This window comes from Chryseobacterium elymi (assembly GCF_003385495.1).
Lineage (GTDB): Bacteria > Bacteroidota > Bacteroidia > Flavobacteriales > Weeksellaceae > Chryseobacterium > Chryseobacterium elymi.
The window spans coordinates 83,015-98,652 of the sequence record NZ_QNUH01000004.1 but is presented as its reverse complement, the minus strand read 5'-3'; the positions used below and the strand labels follow the sequence as shown (position 1 = coordinate 98,652).

The window sequence follows — 15,638 nt, the reverse complement described above, 5'->3', positions numbered from 1 at the left end:
TATAGAAAGGCATTATTACACTATGTAAAGGAAATTATCATTTGAGCTCAATCTTTAAAAATTCAGGACTAAACCAGAAATGAAACAGTTAAAGATACTGATGTTGCCTTATATAATTAGATCAGAAATGCAGACAAATGTATAATGATGTAAGATTCTCATATGATCAAAGAACAGCCTGAATGTTATTAATGTTCAGGCTGTTTTCTCTGATTAATAGAATTTATATTTTCTGTACGGTAACATTCGTTACGTTACCACTTCCGGTGCTTCCGGTTTCAGTTGCCAAAACTGTGCAGTTTTGATTAGGAGCTGCGGTAAACCTAACCTGATAACCGGCGGATGGAACTATAATCATTGTCGTGTAATTCATCAGTTCACCAATACTTGCACCTGTAGCAACTGCATTATAATGGCTGCCTCTTCCTAAGTAGTCGGCATCTGGCACAGGCCGGATTCCTATAAGCAATTGAGTTCCTACAGGAGCACTGGCAAAACCAGCCTGTAAGGTGACAAGATAATTCCCTGCTTGGTTAAACGTCAATGTACCCGTACTTGTATTGTAGGCATAGTATGGAGAAGTTGCCAATGGAGTGGCAAATATTAACGTTGTAATGGCACCACCACCACCTGTATGATTTTGATTAGCCGCCAAACGTGCATGGAATAAGGAATAATCATTAAAATTAACCGTTTTTAATATCCCAGTTGCATCAGCCACTACCACTCTGTCTGTTCCGCCAACGCCTATATTAGCATTAATATCACGAATGCGGACATTACCAGAGGCTACGTCCAGCTTTTGAGTAGGAGCAGTTGTTCCTAGCCCTACATGGGCAGCTGAAGTAACAGAAAAGTCGTTCACCTGTTGAGCCGCGGTAGGAATCCCTGTTACCGCGTTATCCTTAGCACCGTCTATGTGCAGAATTGTTTGTGGATTACTGGTGTTTATCCCTACTTGGGAATACATAATACAGGTTGTTACTAAAACACCAAAAGCCGAAAATAATTTTCTTTTCATTTCATTTTGTTTTTAATTTTATATAAAATTATATAATATTTTATTCTGACGATCAATTTTTATACTATTATAGAAAGAATGATTGAAGTTGTAGTATATTTGATTAATTTTTAATCAAAATATTGAGAAATATGTAAGATATATCTCTTGCGTTTGATTTAGTTATATACTGAAGCTCTCTTACTCATCTTACTTGTAAGAACAAATAGGTGAATTATTTACCCCAAAAAATAAAATTTTGAAAAATGAAATGATTAGATAATAGATTTAATCAATTATTTTTACGGTCATAATAAGAACTGCTAAAACAATACAAAATAAAGCGATTAAAAATAGATAATCCGCAATGGTCTCATATTTACTTTCTCGCTTTCCGTTTTTGGTTCTGATCGCCATAAACGAAAAAAAGCAGCTGCAGGAAAATAACAGGCATGCTATACCTGCAAACTCATCCAGATGTGTATTCCCACTGATTTTAGTGATTTTGAGGGAAGTGATGATAATCAGGGAAAAACCTAAAAGATTGCTGGATGCATTCAGGATATGAGTCGATTTTTTTTCCATCATTTACAATTTTTTTACAATATAAAACACAATTCTTTTATTATCAAATTTTTAAAAAAGATTATTGAAAATTAAAATTAATTTAAAAATTGTATATTAGCGGCATACTTGAAGAATAAAAACTTTTATATCTAGCTATGCAGACAACCTATATTGAAACACAGCAAATTTCTTTCCGGGACTTTAAAAACCAGATACTTGAAGATTACAGGTTAGGAAAGATATCGCGCGAAATGTCTTATCTTGGAAGAAGAGAAGTGCTTACAGGAAAAGCTAAATTCGGAATTTTTGGGGATGGTAAGGAACTTCCTCAGCTGGCCATGGCGAAAGTTTTCAGAAATGGTGACTTCCGTTCAGGATATTACAGGGATCAGACTTTTGCATTAGCAGTAAATGCTTTAACGGTTGAAAGCTTTTTCGCACAGCTGTATGCAGATACAAGTGTTGAGAGAGAGCCGGCATCTGCCGGAAGACAAATGAACGGGCATTTTGCCACAAGAAGCTTAGATGAAGACGGAAGCTGGAAAGATCTTACGGCACAGAAAAATATCTCTTCGGATATTTCTCCTACAGCAGGACAGATGCCCAGATTATTAGGATTAGCCCAAGCTTCTAAAGTGTATAAAAGCGTAAAATTTGAAGGTTCTGAAAAGTTCTCAAAAGGAGGAAATGAAGTTGCGTTCGGAACAATCGGTGATGCTTCTACAGCAGAAGGACATTTCTGGGAAACGCTGAATGCTGCCTGTGCGCTTCAGGTTCCTATGATTGTTTCTATTTGGGATGACGGATACGGAATTTCAGTTCCAACCAGAAACCAGAGAGCAAAAGCGGACATTGCTGAAATGTTAAGCGGTTTTCAGAGAAAAGAAGGAGAAAACCAGGGCTGCGAGATTATTCAGGTAAAAGCATGGGACTATCCTTCATTACTGGATGCTTATGCCAGAGCTGAACATTTTGCCAGAACAGAAAGTATTCCGGTTGTGGTTCATGTTATTGAGGTTACCCAGCCACAGGGACACTCAACTTCAGGATCTCATGAAAGATATAAAAATGAAGAGCGCCTTTCCTGGGAGGCAGATTTTGATGGTATGGTGAAATTCAAAGAATGGATCCTGAATTATTCAATCGAAATCGAAGGAAAAGAAGAAATTATTGCTTCTGCGGAAGAACTGGATGCGATAGATGAAGAAGCTAAAAAAATAGTAAAAGCAGGTCAGAAAAATGCCTGGGAGAATTATCAGAAGACCATTACAGATTTAGTTCAGTCTGTTCTTCCGTTAATTGAAAACCTTAAAGGTCAGAATGTTGAAATCGAAGGGTATATTGCTCAGTTCAATAAATTGGTTTCAAAAGCTAAAAAAGATGTTTTCCATCTTACAAGAAAGGTTTTACTGACAACAAGAGGAACAAATTCTGCAGAAAGAACCCAATTGATGCAGAAGTATAATGAAGTTTTTGAAATAGAAAAAGATAACTATTCTTCCCACTTATATTCACAGTCTCAGTGGAAAGCTGAAAATGTGAAGGAGGTGAAGCCTGTTTTCTCAGAAAATTCTGAAGAAGTAGACGGAAGAGTAGTGGTAAGAAATAATTTTGATAAGATTTTCGAAAAATATCCTGAAACTTTAGTATTTGGTGAAGATGCCGGAAATATCGGTGATGTTAACCAGGGATTAGAAGGAATGCAGGAAAAATACGGCGAAGTACGTGTAGCAGATACCGGAATCCGTGAAGCTACCATTCTTGGCCAGGGTATCGGTATGGCGATGAGAGGTCTTAGACCTATTGCTGAGATCCAGTATCTGGATTATATTCTTTACTGCTTACAGGGAATGAGTGATGATCTGGCAACTGTTCAATACAGAACAAAAGGCGGTCAGAAAGCTCCGGTAATCATCAGAACAAGAGGGCACAGACTGGAAGGTGTGTGGCATTCAGGTTCTCCAATGGCAGGAATTCTGAACCTTTCTAAAGGAATTTTGGTATTGGTACCGAGAAACTTAACGAAAGCGGCTGGTTTCTACAATACAATGCTTCAAAGTGATGATCCTGCGGTGATCGTTGAATGTCTGAACGGATACCGATTAAAAGAAAAGCAACCTGATAACTTAGGTGAATTCACTGTTCCTGTAGGGAAAATTGAAGTAACCAAAGAAGGAAAAGATGTTACTCTGGTAACTTACGGTTCCACCTGGAGAATTGTAATGGATGCCGCAGAACAATTGGAAAAACTGGGAATCTCTGCAGAAGTTATTGATGTTCAGTCATTAATTCCTTTTGATTTAACGAATGAAATTGCTGAAAGCGTGAAAAGAACGAATAGATTGGTTGTAATCGACGAAGATGTGGAAGGGGGGACTTCAGCATTTATTCTTCAGCAGATTCTTGAGAAGCAGAAAGCATTCAGATACCTGGATTCGGATCCGTTGACGATTGCAGCTAATGATCACAGACCTGCTTATGCAAGCGACGGAGATTACTTCAGCAAGCCATCTTCAGATGATATGGTGGAAAGAATCTACGCGATGTTTAACGAAACCAACCCTCAGAAATATCCTGCGATATTCTAATTGAGATTTTAGATAAAATTAAGCCGCTTTCGGAATTTCTGGAAGCGGTTTTTTATATTCAATAAATGTTTTTTAAATAATGGTTGCATTAAAAATTATATCTTTGTTTGAACTTAAAATATAATTATGTACAATACGTTAGATATAGCACAAGAATATGGGATTGAAGAAAGAGCACTTAAATCATATCTAATTGAAAATAAAATACCTTTGGTTCAAGATAGTGGGATAAATGAAAAATATTTTCAAGCAGTCTTATCGTTTATCGAAAACACAGACAATAGAATTGAGCAAAAATTAAATAAAGCTCACGAAACATTTAAATATAATTCTGAACAAAATAAAATTTCGATATACCAAGATGATGCCATTTCATTCTTAGAAAAACTTCCTTCCAATAGTGTTGATTTAATTGTCACAGATCCGGCTTATTCAGGAATGAATAATAAGTTACAACTTGGAAAAGGAAGAATCGTTGGGAATTATTCTGAAAAAGGAAAAGAAAAAGGAAAATGGTTTGGTGAATTTGAAGATTCGGAAGAAAACTACACTAAGTTTTTAACTGAATGTAAGAGGGTTTTAAAAAAATCTACGGGGCACATTTATATAATGTTCGATTCTTATTCTTTACTAAGTCTTGGTAGCATTGTAAGACAGTATTTTGATGTAAAAAATTTGATTACTTGGGACAAAGTTAATATCGGAATGGGACATTATTTCAGAAGAAGACACGAGTATATAATTTTTGCAACAAATGGAAATACAAGGAAGATTAAAAATCGTAAATTTCCCGATGTATGGAGATTTAAAAGAATCCATAATTCTGAATATCCAACGCAAAAACCCGTAGAGGTTTTTCAAGCAATGATTCATGCAAGTGCTGAAGAAGGATTTACCATTTGTGATCCATTTCTAGGAAGTGGATCATCTGCAATAGCAGCTATAAAAAACAATTGTAATTTTATTGGGTGTGATATATCAGATAAGTCTTTAGATATTTCGAAATCTAGGATTTCTGAATATCTAAAGAATAACAAAGATATATTACAAAAAAATTCAATGGGAGTTGATGATAATATTTTTTGGGAATAATTATGGCAAATTTAAGTAAAACAAAAGCCCTTTTTGGGTTCACATCACCACGGACTATTGAAAAAATTATTCCTGAAATTAAAATACTCTGTCAAAATTTTGAAGGACAACAATGGTCTGGAAATGAAGATTTACAAGCTGAATTTTTTCAAACATTGTTTGATTCCGAATTTTATGAAGGAGAAACATTCCCAACAGATCCTGCTTTAGCTGCAAGAGATAGAATGACTAGAGCTCCAAAAGCTTTTGGTTTTGTTGATTTACAACCTGAAGTAAAATTAACCCAAGCTGGAGAATTGTTACTTGCTGAAAAAAGATTAGATGAATTATTCACAAGACAGCTTCTTAAATTTCAGCTACCTTCTCCATATCATACGCAATCTAGAACAGTAAGTTTTGCTGTTCGTCCTTATCTTGAATTAATTAGGCTTATCAAAGACCTTGGAAGTTTATCAAAAACTGAAATCGCACTTTTCTTTTCACAATTAACCAATTTTAATAAGTATGATGAGATTGTTGAAAAAATATTAAAATTCAGAAGAGAATCTAAAGAATATAAAGGCAGTCGAAAAATGTATATTAATGAATGTTTTGAAAATGAAATCCTTGAAATTTTTGAAGATGAAGTTGTTAGTAAAAAACTAAAAACTAGAGAGAGTTCTGATACATCTCTAAAAAAATTTATAAAAACAAAACGCGCTAACATGAAAGACTATGCTGATGCTTTTGTTAGATATATCAGAGCTACAGAATTAATAACTTTTCAAAAAAGAACATTTAGATTAATCATATCTCCACAAAAACTTGATGAAGTCGACTATTTATTAAATACTGTCTCGAGAAATCCATTTGTTTTTAAATCTCATAAAGAATTTAAGGAATATATTTTTAATCCTTTCACATTAAGCTTGTTATCTGACAACAAAGAACTTTTAATTGCTAAGCTTAAAACTCTTGGACTTACAGAAATTGATGAGACTTTAAATATTGAAAACCTTAAAGATATTTTTGATGAACTAAAATTAACTGTTAAGGCGAAAAATATTGAAGATAAAAAAAGAGAATTAAAAGACTACAAAGAGTTACCAGATATAATAGAAGTCTTCGAACAAATTAAGAAAAAAGATATTCCTGATCCACCATTGTTTTTGGAATGGAATGTTTGGCGTTCATTTGTAATGCTTAATTACGCTAAAAGAATAGATGGTAATTTTATAATGGATATTGATGGAATGCCTTTAAATACTGCACCCGGAAATATGGCTGATTTAGAAATTGAATTTGATGATTTTGGAATAATCGGTGAAGTCACATTATCTTCTGGTGCGACGCAATTCAAAATGGAAGGTGATTCTGTACCAAGACACTTTGGAAACGCCTTGAGAAAATTTGAAAAGGATACTTATTGTATTTTTATTGCTACAAATATACATGAAGGTTGTTTAGCTCACTTTTTTAATCTTAATAGATTCAACACAAAACATTATGGAGGTAAGACGAAGATCATTCCATTATCATTAGACAAATTTATCGAATTTATAAATATTGGTGTTTCAAATAAATTTTCTGATCCTATTAAATTAAAAAACTGGCTTGAAAATCAGTGGGTTTTAAATCAAACGATTGAAGATGAAGAAAAATGGAAAATTGAGATTGATAAACAAGTATTAATATGGGCTGTATAAGATTTTATTATATATATTGTGACTAAATGTTGATAAAAGACCATCAAACAACAGTCTTTTGTATTTTCTTACCTTCCGTAATTATTTTCAATTCTTCTCTTTTTCAGGGTTATAATCATGATATTTCGCCTCCCATTCTTCCAGCAAATACAAAATCGGCAGCAAGGCCAATCCCTTTTCTGTCAAAGAATATTCAACCCTCGGAGGCAGCTCTTTAAATTCTTGACGGATAACCAATCCATCGCTTTCCATTTCTCTCAACTGGTCCGTAAGAACTTTCCTGGAAATCACATTAATTCGTACAGCTAGTTCCCCGAAACGTAGCTTACGGTCTTTAATCACCAAAACAATGATCGGTTTCCACTTGCTTCCTAACGCAGACATTGCTTTGCCTAGAGGACAGCTATATTTCATCAGTTCATTCTTTACCATGCGTTACTTTTATGTTACTAATGTAAGTTACTGCGAAGTTACCACTATTTTTTTGATAAAAGATACAAAAACAAACTATTATTAGTTACTTTGTGTAACAATTATAAAATAGCAATTTAAAAATGAGCACAGAATCATTATTTAAACCTTTTGTTTACAAAAATCTGGAACTTAAAAACAGAATTGTAATGGCTCCTATGACCAGAGCACAATCTGATAATGGAGTTCCTACTCAAAATATCGCTGAGTATTACGCAAGAAGAGCTGCTTCAGAAGTAGGTTTGATTCTTTCTGAGGGAACCGTGATCAACAGGCCGTCTTCAAAAAATATGCAGAATATCCCTGATTTTTATGGAAATGAAGCATTGGCAGGTTGGAAAAATGTGATCAATGCTGTTCATCAGAACGGTGGTAAAATGGGACCGCAAATCTGGCATGTAGGAGATACAAGAATGTCTGAAGATTATCCGCTGGCTCCGATGGAGAAGGCTTCTACAATGACTTTAGAAGATATTCAGGATACCATTGCACAGTTTGCTGTTTCTGCAAAATCTGCAAAAGATTTAGGATTTGATGTTGTTGAGGTTCATGGTGCCCATGGCTACCTTATCGATCAGTTCTTTTGGGAAGTAACCAATACAAGGACCGATGAATATGGAGGGAAAACAATCAAAGAAAGAAACCGTTTTGCAGTGGATATCATTAAAGCCATCAGAGCTGCAGTAGGAGAGGATTTCACTATTATTCTCCGTCTTTCGCAATGGAAACAGCAGGATTACAGCAGCAGACTGACTGCAAATCCAATAGAAATGGAAAAATGGTTATTGCCATTAAAAGAAGCCGGAGTAGATATTTTCCATTGTTCACAACGCCGTTTCTGGGAACCTGAATTTGACGGTTCAGATTTAAATTTTGCAGGCTGGGCAAAGAAAATCACTGGGCAGCCGACAATCACCGTAGGTTCTGTAGGACTGAAAGGAGATTTCATGAGTGCCTTCGCCGGGCAGGGAACTGAAAAAACTGACCTTACCCAATTGATCAGAAGACTGGACAATGAAGAATTTGATCTTGTTGCAGTAGGACGTGCACTTTTACAGGATCCTCAATGGGTTCAAAAAATAAGAACCGGAAATACAGAAGAGCTTCTTGACTTTTCAGCAGAAAGTATGGCGAAACTGTATTAAGATGGCAATAGTGAACGGTCAATTTTGCTTCGCAAATTAATAGAATTAGCTCAGCGAAAATAAAAATTGACAGCGAAGCGAATTCACTACTAACCATTCACAAATTATATTTTTCTTTATTTTTATATTATAAATTTTCACCTATTTATTAAAAACCCGCTTTCAGAAATTCTGAAAGCGGGTTTTGCTTGTTCTTAACCCGGGCATTCCATAGTGTCTGAAATGCATTTCCAGCGGGATGGGAAACCGTTTGCCGGAGGAATATAACATGCCGTCGTTCCTGTAGGACAGTCGGGCGCATTTCCACCGTTAATTTTCTTTAGATCTGATTTTGCTAATTTTTTTATATTTTTCATAGATAATGATTTGTTTGGAGAATAAAAGTATACTATTTTCACTAAACAGAGAAATGTTGTATAAAATAAATAGCACAATAATAAAAAGACACCGCGCTCCAAAATCTTGGAACGCGGTTTTAACAGATTTAAAATATCTAAAATTACCGTAATAACCGGTAACAGTGATTGTTGATTATAAACCGATATTTTTTGTAGGCTTCAGCTTTTTAAGGATGCTTTTTGGAACAGCATTCTTATGAATTAAAATAGCTGTCGATTTGTATTCTACATACGGTCTTGTTACATACAGATAACCCTCAAAATCATTGGTTACACCCCAGGAGTTTTTAACCATATAATATTCTTTACCAGTCTGGTCTTTTGCCAATCCTACGATATGCATACCGTGGTCATCCGTTGTAGAAAGGTTGTTAAGAGCTTTCTGACGCATATCTTCCGTAATGGTTTTATCTTTTTTAGGCTCAGTGAACAGCGTTTGCTTGTTTTCAGCCGTAATCTGGTTCAGATCCATATCCGGAACATAGGCCACACCATTTTTGTAAGAGAAATAAGGTTCGGAAACATCCGTTGCCCAGCCCACAGAATATCCTTTGTTTACAGCGTTATCAATAATAGCTGTAAGATCTTTCATTGGAACATTCCAGTCAGAATCATGGCTCCAGTTATCAGGAATAGGAACTACAAATTTCTGGTAATATGGATAATCTTTGTAAGAAGAGATTTCGATATAATCTTCAGGATTGATTCCTACAACTTCTTTAGCGAATGTTTTAGGAGTATAATTTTTTCCTTCATACGTAAAGTTAGCCGGAACTTTTCCAAGATATTCATCCAGAATGGCATCTACGGAATCCATCCAGTTATCAGTAAGCTGTGCTTTTGATCCTGCTTGAACAAGGCTGTCTAAAACAGGTTTTAATTTTCCCTGCATTTCCTTGAAGTTATTAAGGGTCTGTCCAGATTTTAATCCCGTATAAACATCTTGAGGTACCGCACCGTATTTTTTGTACATGTTTACCACATCGTGCAGTTCACCGCCGTCTCCCCAGCTGATCGCTCCATTGTTCAGTACATATAGTTTAGCTTTATCGTGGTAAGAATTTCTTGCTGTGAAAATTTCAGCAAGATCTACAGGCTTTTTACCCATTCTCTGCATTTCGGATTCAAGGAAAGAATTTCCTGAGTAGCTCCAGCAGGTTCCTGACGAACCCTGGTTTTTTACTGATGTAGCTCCTACGTCTTTTAACGCGGTGAACTGAAAATTAGCATTTTGAGATTGATTGTTTTTTAATTTGTTGATCAAGTCATCTTGGGCAAACATCATACTTCCTGCAGACAAAACAAAAAGTAATGAGGCAATTTTGATATTTTTCATTACTATAAAAAGATTATTTATGTGAATAGTCGTTCATATTAAAGATTTGTTACAAAGAGAAAAGTTAAATTCGGAAGTCAAAAAGCCGAATAAAACTGAAAAAAATATCGAAGTAATAAGTTTATTTATTACCAGTTTATTCAGTATTTTGTTTTTTATCAAAAAAAGATTTAAATGTTTCCAACCCATTCAACAATTTATGCATCTATTACAGTATAAAGCCTGACTATGGAAAAAGAATTACTAATAGAATGCCAGCGTAACAGCCGCAGTGCCCAGCGGAAGGTCTACGAGAAAATGGCGGGCAGGCTGTACTCAGTCTGCAGACGCTATCTGAAAAATGATGAAGATATTGAAGAGGTATTGGCCGATACTTTTTACAAAATATTCATCAAGATCACCCAGCTTCAGAATCTGGATACTTTTGAAGGATGGGCTAAAAAAATTGCAGTGAATGAGTGCCTGCAGAAATTGAGAGCTACTAAAGCACAATTCATCTCCATGGATGATGATTTTGCAGAAACATCCGGAACCTTATCAGAAAGTATTTCATTTGAAAAAGATATTCTGAGCCTGCTGAACTTTCTTCCCGAAGGCTGCAGGGCAATTTTCAATCTGTTTGCCATTGAAGGATATCCGCATAAAGAGATTGCTTCCATGCTTTCGATAAGCGAAGGGACTTCTAAATCCCAGCTCAATTTTGCAAGGAAAAAACTACAGGAACTTTTAATCAATCAGAACATTTAAACTTTAGGAAAATGGAAAATAATCACGACATAGATAAAAGATTCAATGATGCTTCTAAGCTTTCAGAAGAACCGTCTGTTTTTCAGGGTTTTGATAAAGTTTGGGCGAAGGTTGAAGAAAAATTAGATACAAAAGAAGCGAAAAAGAGAATATTACCGGTCTGGCTCCCTTATGGAATTGCAGCCAGTTTAATTCTTGGTCTGGGAGCATTTTATTTTATCAGTAAAAATGGAACTGTTGAGAATTCAGCCTCTTTAATTGTAGAAAACAGTACTGAAATACATCCTGAAAAAAAGAATATTTATACAATTGACAGTACGGTTAAATCGAATATTGAAAAGGAAATTGGAATTTCACAATCATCACAGAGCCCCCCTTATTTAGCAAAAGATAAAGCTATTAAAGTCCCAAACAGCAAGAGTAAAACCTTAGCCGTTAATAAGAATGAGGAGAGGTATGCGTCACCAAAAAATGCTTACTCAACAGATGAATATTATATCAAAAAGAAAGAAGCCGGTAATGTAACTGTTGCCCCGGTAAAAGGAGGTAAGCAGGGAGATACTTTACGGACGCAGAATATTGAAGAAGTTGTTGTAACAGGATTTGCGCCTAAAAAAGTACAGGCCTATACCTCAAGTGCTGTTAGCGTACAGTCTAATTATATTGCATCAAATACTGTTTCCCAGGCACTTCAGGGAAGGGTCTCGGGAGTTCAGATTCAGGCTTACGGAACTAAGCGGAGAAAAAGTGATCAGATTGCTGATAAAATGAATACAATCAATAATGGTCTTTCAGGTAATAATCAAATAAGCATAAGAGGTGCAGCAAGTCTGAAAAGTACGAACGAACCTTTATATGTAGTTAACGGTGAGATAGTACAGCGTGATTATTTCAATGCATTGAATCCCAAAAAGATTGAAAGTGTGGAAGTTGTAAAAGGAACTGCTGCGTCAGCATTGTTCGGAAGCAGGGGAGCGAACGGAATTATTGTAGTAAAAACTAAAAGACTTTCCAGAAAGGAGAAAAGAAGGATGGAGGAAATACAGGAAACAATCAGCCCATACAAGCAGAATGCTGTTTCCGACAATGAAGGCTATGATGCATTTGAAGAAAACGCATTTGAGCTCACCAAAAACCAGCCGTTGTCAACTTTTTCTATTGATGTGGATAATGCAGCCTATTCCAATGTCAGAAGAATGATCAATAATGGACAAGCCGTAGATAAAAATGCAGTAAGAATTGAAGAAATGATTAATTATTTTAAATACAGCTATCCTCAGCCTAAAAATAACGATCCGTTTTCAATTAACACCGAATACAGTAATGCACCTTGGAATCCAGCCCATAGACTTTTAAAAATAGGTCTACAGGGAAAAAGCATTACCATGGATAAAGTGCCAGCATCTAATCTTGTATTCCTGATCGATGTTTCAGGATCTATGAATGAGCCGAATAAGCTTCCACTTCTGAAATCTTCTTTCAAAGTACTGCTGGATCAGCTCAGACCTGAAGATAAGGTTGGGATTGTAGTGTATGCCGGAAGTGCAGGAATGGTTCTGCCATCAACTTCTGCCAGAGAGAAAGAAAAAATAGTCCTTGCACTGGATAATTTGCAGGCAGGAGGAAGTACGGCGGGCGGTGCAGGAATTGAGCTTGCTTATAAACTGGCTCAGGAAAATTTCATTAAAAATGGCAACAACCGGGTAATTATAGCTACAGATGGAGATTTTAATGTAGGGGCTTCTTCCACTTCAGATGTTAAAACTTTAATTGAAGAAAAAAGAAAATCCGGAGTTTTTCTGACTTGCCTGGGTTTTGGAATGGGTAATTATAAGGATAATACGCTTGAAACACTTGCCGATAAGGGAAACGGTAATTATGCTTACATTGACAATCTTCAGGAAGCCAATAAATTTCTTGGAAAAGAGTTTGCGGGAAGTATCTACGCGATTGCTAAAGATGTTAAGATCCAGATTGAATTTAATCCTAAATATGTGAGCTCTTACCGTCTCATTGGATATGAAAACAGAAAACTTAGAAATGCAGATTTTGCGAATGATAAGATTGATGCCGGGGAATTGGGAAGCGGGCATACGGTAACAGCTTTATATGAAGTGATTCCTGCAGGTGTGAAATCTGAGTTTCTGCCTGAAGAAAATAAACTGAGATACAACAAAACTTCCCCTGCTGAAGATTTTAGTGATGAATTGGCAACCATTAAATTCCGTTACAAGAAACCAGACGGAGATACCAGTAAAGAAATAATGCAGGCTGTGAAAAATACTGATTATTCAACAATATCCGCAAGCCATGATTTTAAATTTGCATCATCTGTAGCCTGGTTTGGATTGGTTTTGAGAGATTCAAAATTGATAAGTAAAAAAGACCTTAACGATATCGAAACGCTTGCCAGAGAAGGGAAGAACAAAGATGAAGAAGGCTATAGATCTGAATTTATAAGACTTATTGAAAGTTATAAAGTAATTCCAAAATAATTTAAAAATAATATGCTGAATAACTTCTAGAGGTTGAGAATTGGGTTTTAACAAAATTTTAAAGGTATTTAACAAAAATTAAATATATTTTGATAATTTCACAGCTATTAAAAAATTATGATGAAAAAATTTAGTATTGCAATAGTAATTCTGGTATTAGGAGGCTGTACAACAAATAAAGTATCTACAGCTGAAAATAATTCTAAACCTTTAAGCATCAGAAAAGATAAAGATCAGGATGGTGTTCCCAATAAATTAGACCAATGTCCTGACATTGCAGGTCCTGTTGAAAATAATGGCTGTCCGTGGCCCGAAACAGATGGTGACGGAGTTTTAGATAAAGACGATGCCTGTCCTACCATTGCAGGGCCAGCGGAAAACAATGGCTGTCCTTGGCCGGATACCGATGGTGATGGTATATTGGATAAAGATGATGCCTGTCCTACAGTTCCTGGGATGCCTGAATATAATGGCTGCCCGAAGCCTAAAATGCAAACTGCTATGGAAGTATCATCTGGAAGTATTATTATGGAAAGTTCGTATCGAAGGAAATCTTTTGATATAAATGAGAAAGTTTATAATAAAACAAATTCTGCGGGTAAAAAAGGAACGAAAAAGCAAATAGATTATGATGATGAAGAGTATGCGTCCTTAGTTGAAAATCCTTTTGAGCTGACAGTAAGCCAGCCGGTATCTACTTTTTCTATTGATGTTGATAATGCCTCATATTCTAATATCAGAAGAATGATTAACGGTGGAGGTAATGTAGATAAAAACGCAGTAAGGATTGAAGAAATGATGAATTATTTCAGATATGATTATCCTCAGCCTGAAAGTAAAAGACCATTTTCGATCAATACGGAATACAACGATTCACCCTGGAATCCTGATCATAAATTGTTAAAGATAGGTCTTCAGGGGAAAAATATCCCGATGGATAATCTTCCTAATTCCAATCTGGTATTTCTTATTGATGTTTCCGGTTCTATGAATGAAGCTAATAAATTACCATTACTGAAATCTTCTTTAAAAGTGCTTTTAAATCAATTGAGACCTCAGGATAAAGTGGGGATTGTAGTGTATGCAGGAAGTGCAGGAATGGTTTTAGCTCCCACTTCAGCTAAAGAAAAAGACAAAATAATAGAAGCCTTAGATAAGCTTAATGCGGGAGGAAGTACAGCAGGCGGAGCAGGAATAGAACTTGCCTATCAATTGGCACAGGAGAACTTTATAAAAGGTGGGAATAACAGAGTTATTTTGGCTACAGATGGTGATTTTAATGTTGGAGTATCGTCTTCCACCGGTCTTGAAACCTTAATTGAAGCAAAAAGAAAATCAGGAATCTTTCTTACCTGTCTGGGTTACGGAATGGGGAATTATAAAGATAATAGACTAGAAACTCTGGCGGATAAAGGAAACGGTAATTATGCTTATATTGATAATATGCAGGAGGCCAATAAATTTCTTGGAAAGGAATTTGCGGGAAGCATGTACGCGATTGCGAAAGACGTTAAGATCCAGATTGAGTTTAATCCTGAATACGTAAAATCTTATAGATTAATTGGTTATGAAAACAGAAAACTGAGGAATGAAGATTTTGCAAATGATAAGATTGATGCCGGGGAATTGGGAAGTGGCCATACAGTAACAGCTTTATATGAGATAATTCCTAAGAATGTTAAATCTGCATTTGTACCTAAAGAAAGCAAATTAAAATATACAAAAACTTCAAATTCTCAAAACTTCGGAGATGAGTTGGCAACAGTAAAATTCCGGTATAAAAAACCGGATGAAGATAAAAGCGTTGAGATTAGCCAGATTGTTAAAAACTCTGATGAACCCATCACATCTGCAAGCCCGGATTTTAAATTTGCATCATCTGTTGCGTGGTTTGGATTAGTCTTGAGAGATTCAAAATTAATAAGCAAAAAAGATCTTAACGATATCGAAACGCTTGCCAGAGAAGGGAAAAATAAAGATGAAGAAGGTTATAGATCCGAATTTATAAGATTGGTTGAAACGTACAAAACCATTCAAAAATAGCTTTAAAACAGGCATTCAATAGGATGTCTGTTTTATTTTAAATTTAATTTTCAAAGATTATTGAAAATTCA

The 15,638-nt window shown here is 35.5% G+C and carries 12 protein-coding genes; 7 read left to right on the top strand and 5 right to left on the bottom strand.

Translation table 11 applies throughout. The annotated features are described in order from the left end of the window. Positions 1-223: 223 nt before the first annotated feature. Entirely contained in the window at positions 224-1,021 is a 798-nt protein-coding gene (locus tag DRF60_RS05865) for a hypothetical protein (RefSeq protein WP_116011176.1), read from the bottom strand. A gap of 267 nt (positions 1,022-1,288) precedes the next feature. Then, positions 1,289-1,588, bottom strand: coding sequence for a hypothetical protein (locus tag DRF60_RS05860; protein WP_238640066.1), 300 nt, complete (start codon positions 1,586-1,588; stop codon positions 1,289-1,291). A 134-nt stretch (positions 1,589-1,722) separates the two neighbouring features. Here DRF60_RS05860 and DRF60_RS05855 point away from each other — a divergent pair, with 134 nt between their 5' ends. The 3 genes from DRF60_RS05855 (at position 1,723) to DRF60_RS05845 (ending at position 6,932) form a co-directional block, all read left to right on the top strand. Next, positions 1,723-4,155, top strand: coding sequence for an alpha-ketoacid dehydrogenase subunit alpha/beta (locus DRF60_RS05855; RefSeq protein ID WP_116011175.1), 2,433 nt, complete (start codon positions 1,723-1,725; stop codon positions 4,153-4,155). A gap of 126 nt (positions 4,156-4,281) precedes the next feature. Further along, entirely contained in the window at positions 4,282-5,247 is a 966-nt protein-coding gene (locus tag DRF60_RS05850; protein WP_116011174.1) for a DNA-methyltransferase, read from the top strand. Between the two features lie 2 nt (positions 5,248-5,249). Continuing rightward, entirely contained in the window at positions 5,250-6,932 is a 1,683-nt protein-coding gene (locus DRF60_RS05845) for an AlwI family type II restriction endonuclease (protein ID WP_116011173.1), read from the top strand. Positions 6,933-7,019: 87 nt separating this feature from the next. Here the strand turns inward: DRF60_RS05845 and DRF60_RS05840 are convergent, their stop codons facing one another. Continuing rightward, a complete protein-coding gene (locus tag DRF60_RS05840) occupies positions 7,020-7,364 on the bottom strand; it encodes a winged helix-turn-helix transcriptional regulator (RefSeq protein WP_116011172.1) in 345 nt (114 codons plus the stop codon). A gap of 122 nt (positions 7,365-7,486) precedes the next feature. Here DRF60_RS05840 and DRF60_RS05835 point away from each other — a divergent pair, with 122 nt between their 5' ends. Then, the gene (locus tag DRF60_RS05835; protein ID WP_116011171.1) at positions 7,487-8,548 is read left to right on the top strand and encodes an NADH:flavin oxidoreductase; all 1,062 of its coding nucleotides are present in this window, start codon (positions 7,487-7,489) and stop codon (positions 8,546-8,548) included. Positions 8,549-8,742: 194 nt separating this feature from the next. Here DRF60_RS05835 and DRF60_RS21090 read toward each other — a convergent pair whose 3' ends face one another. Together DRF60_RS21090 and DRF60_RS05830 are read right to left on the bottom strand one after the other, a co-directional pair. After that, entirely contained in the window at positions 8,743-8,904 is a 162-nt protein-coding gene (locus tag DRF60_RS21090) for a bacteriocin-like protein (protein WP_157967932.1), read from the bottom strand. A 175-nt stretch (positions 8,905-9,079) separates the two neighbouring features. Further along, positions 9,080-10,282 (bottom strand): C1 family peptidase, encoded by a 1,203-nt coding sequence (locus DRF60_RS05830; RefSeq protein ID WP_116011170.1) that lies wholly within the window; start codon positions 10,280-10,282, stop codon positions 9,080-9,082. Positions 10,283-10,510: 228 nt separating this feature from the next. Between DRF60_RS05830 and DRF60_RS05825 the strand changes: the two genes are divergently transcribed. From DRF60_RS05825 to DRF60_RS05815, 3 genes are all read left to right on the top strand, one after another. After that, a complete protein-coding gene (locus DRF60_RS05825) occupies positions 10,511-11,029 on the top strand; it encodes an RNA polymerase sigma factor (RefSeq protein ID WP_116011169.1) in 519 nt (172 codons plus the stop codon). Positions 11,030-11,040: 11 nt separating this feature from the next. Further along, on the top strand, positions 11,041-13,524 hold the full coding sequence (locus tag DRF60_RS05820; protein WP_116011168.1) for a vWA domain-containing protein: 2,484 nt from the start codon (positions 11,041-11,043) through the stop codon (positions 13,522-13,524). A 120-nt stretch (positions 13,525-13,644) separates the two neighbouring features. After that, positions 13,645-15,567, top strand: a complete 1,923-nt coding sequence (locus tag DRF60_RS05815) for a vWA domain-containing protein (protein WP_116011364.1) — start codon at positions 13,645-13,647, stop codon at positions 15,565-15,567. The last annotated feature ends 71 nt before the right edge of the window (positions 15,568-15,638 follow it).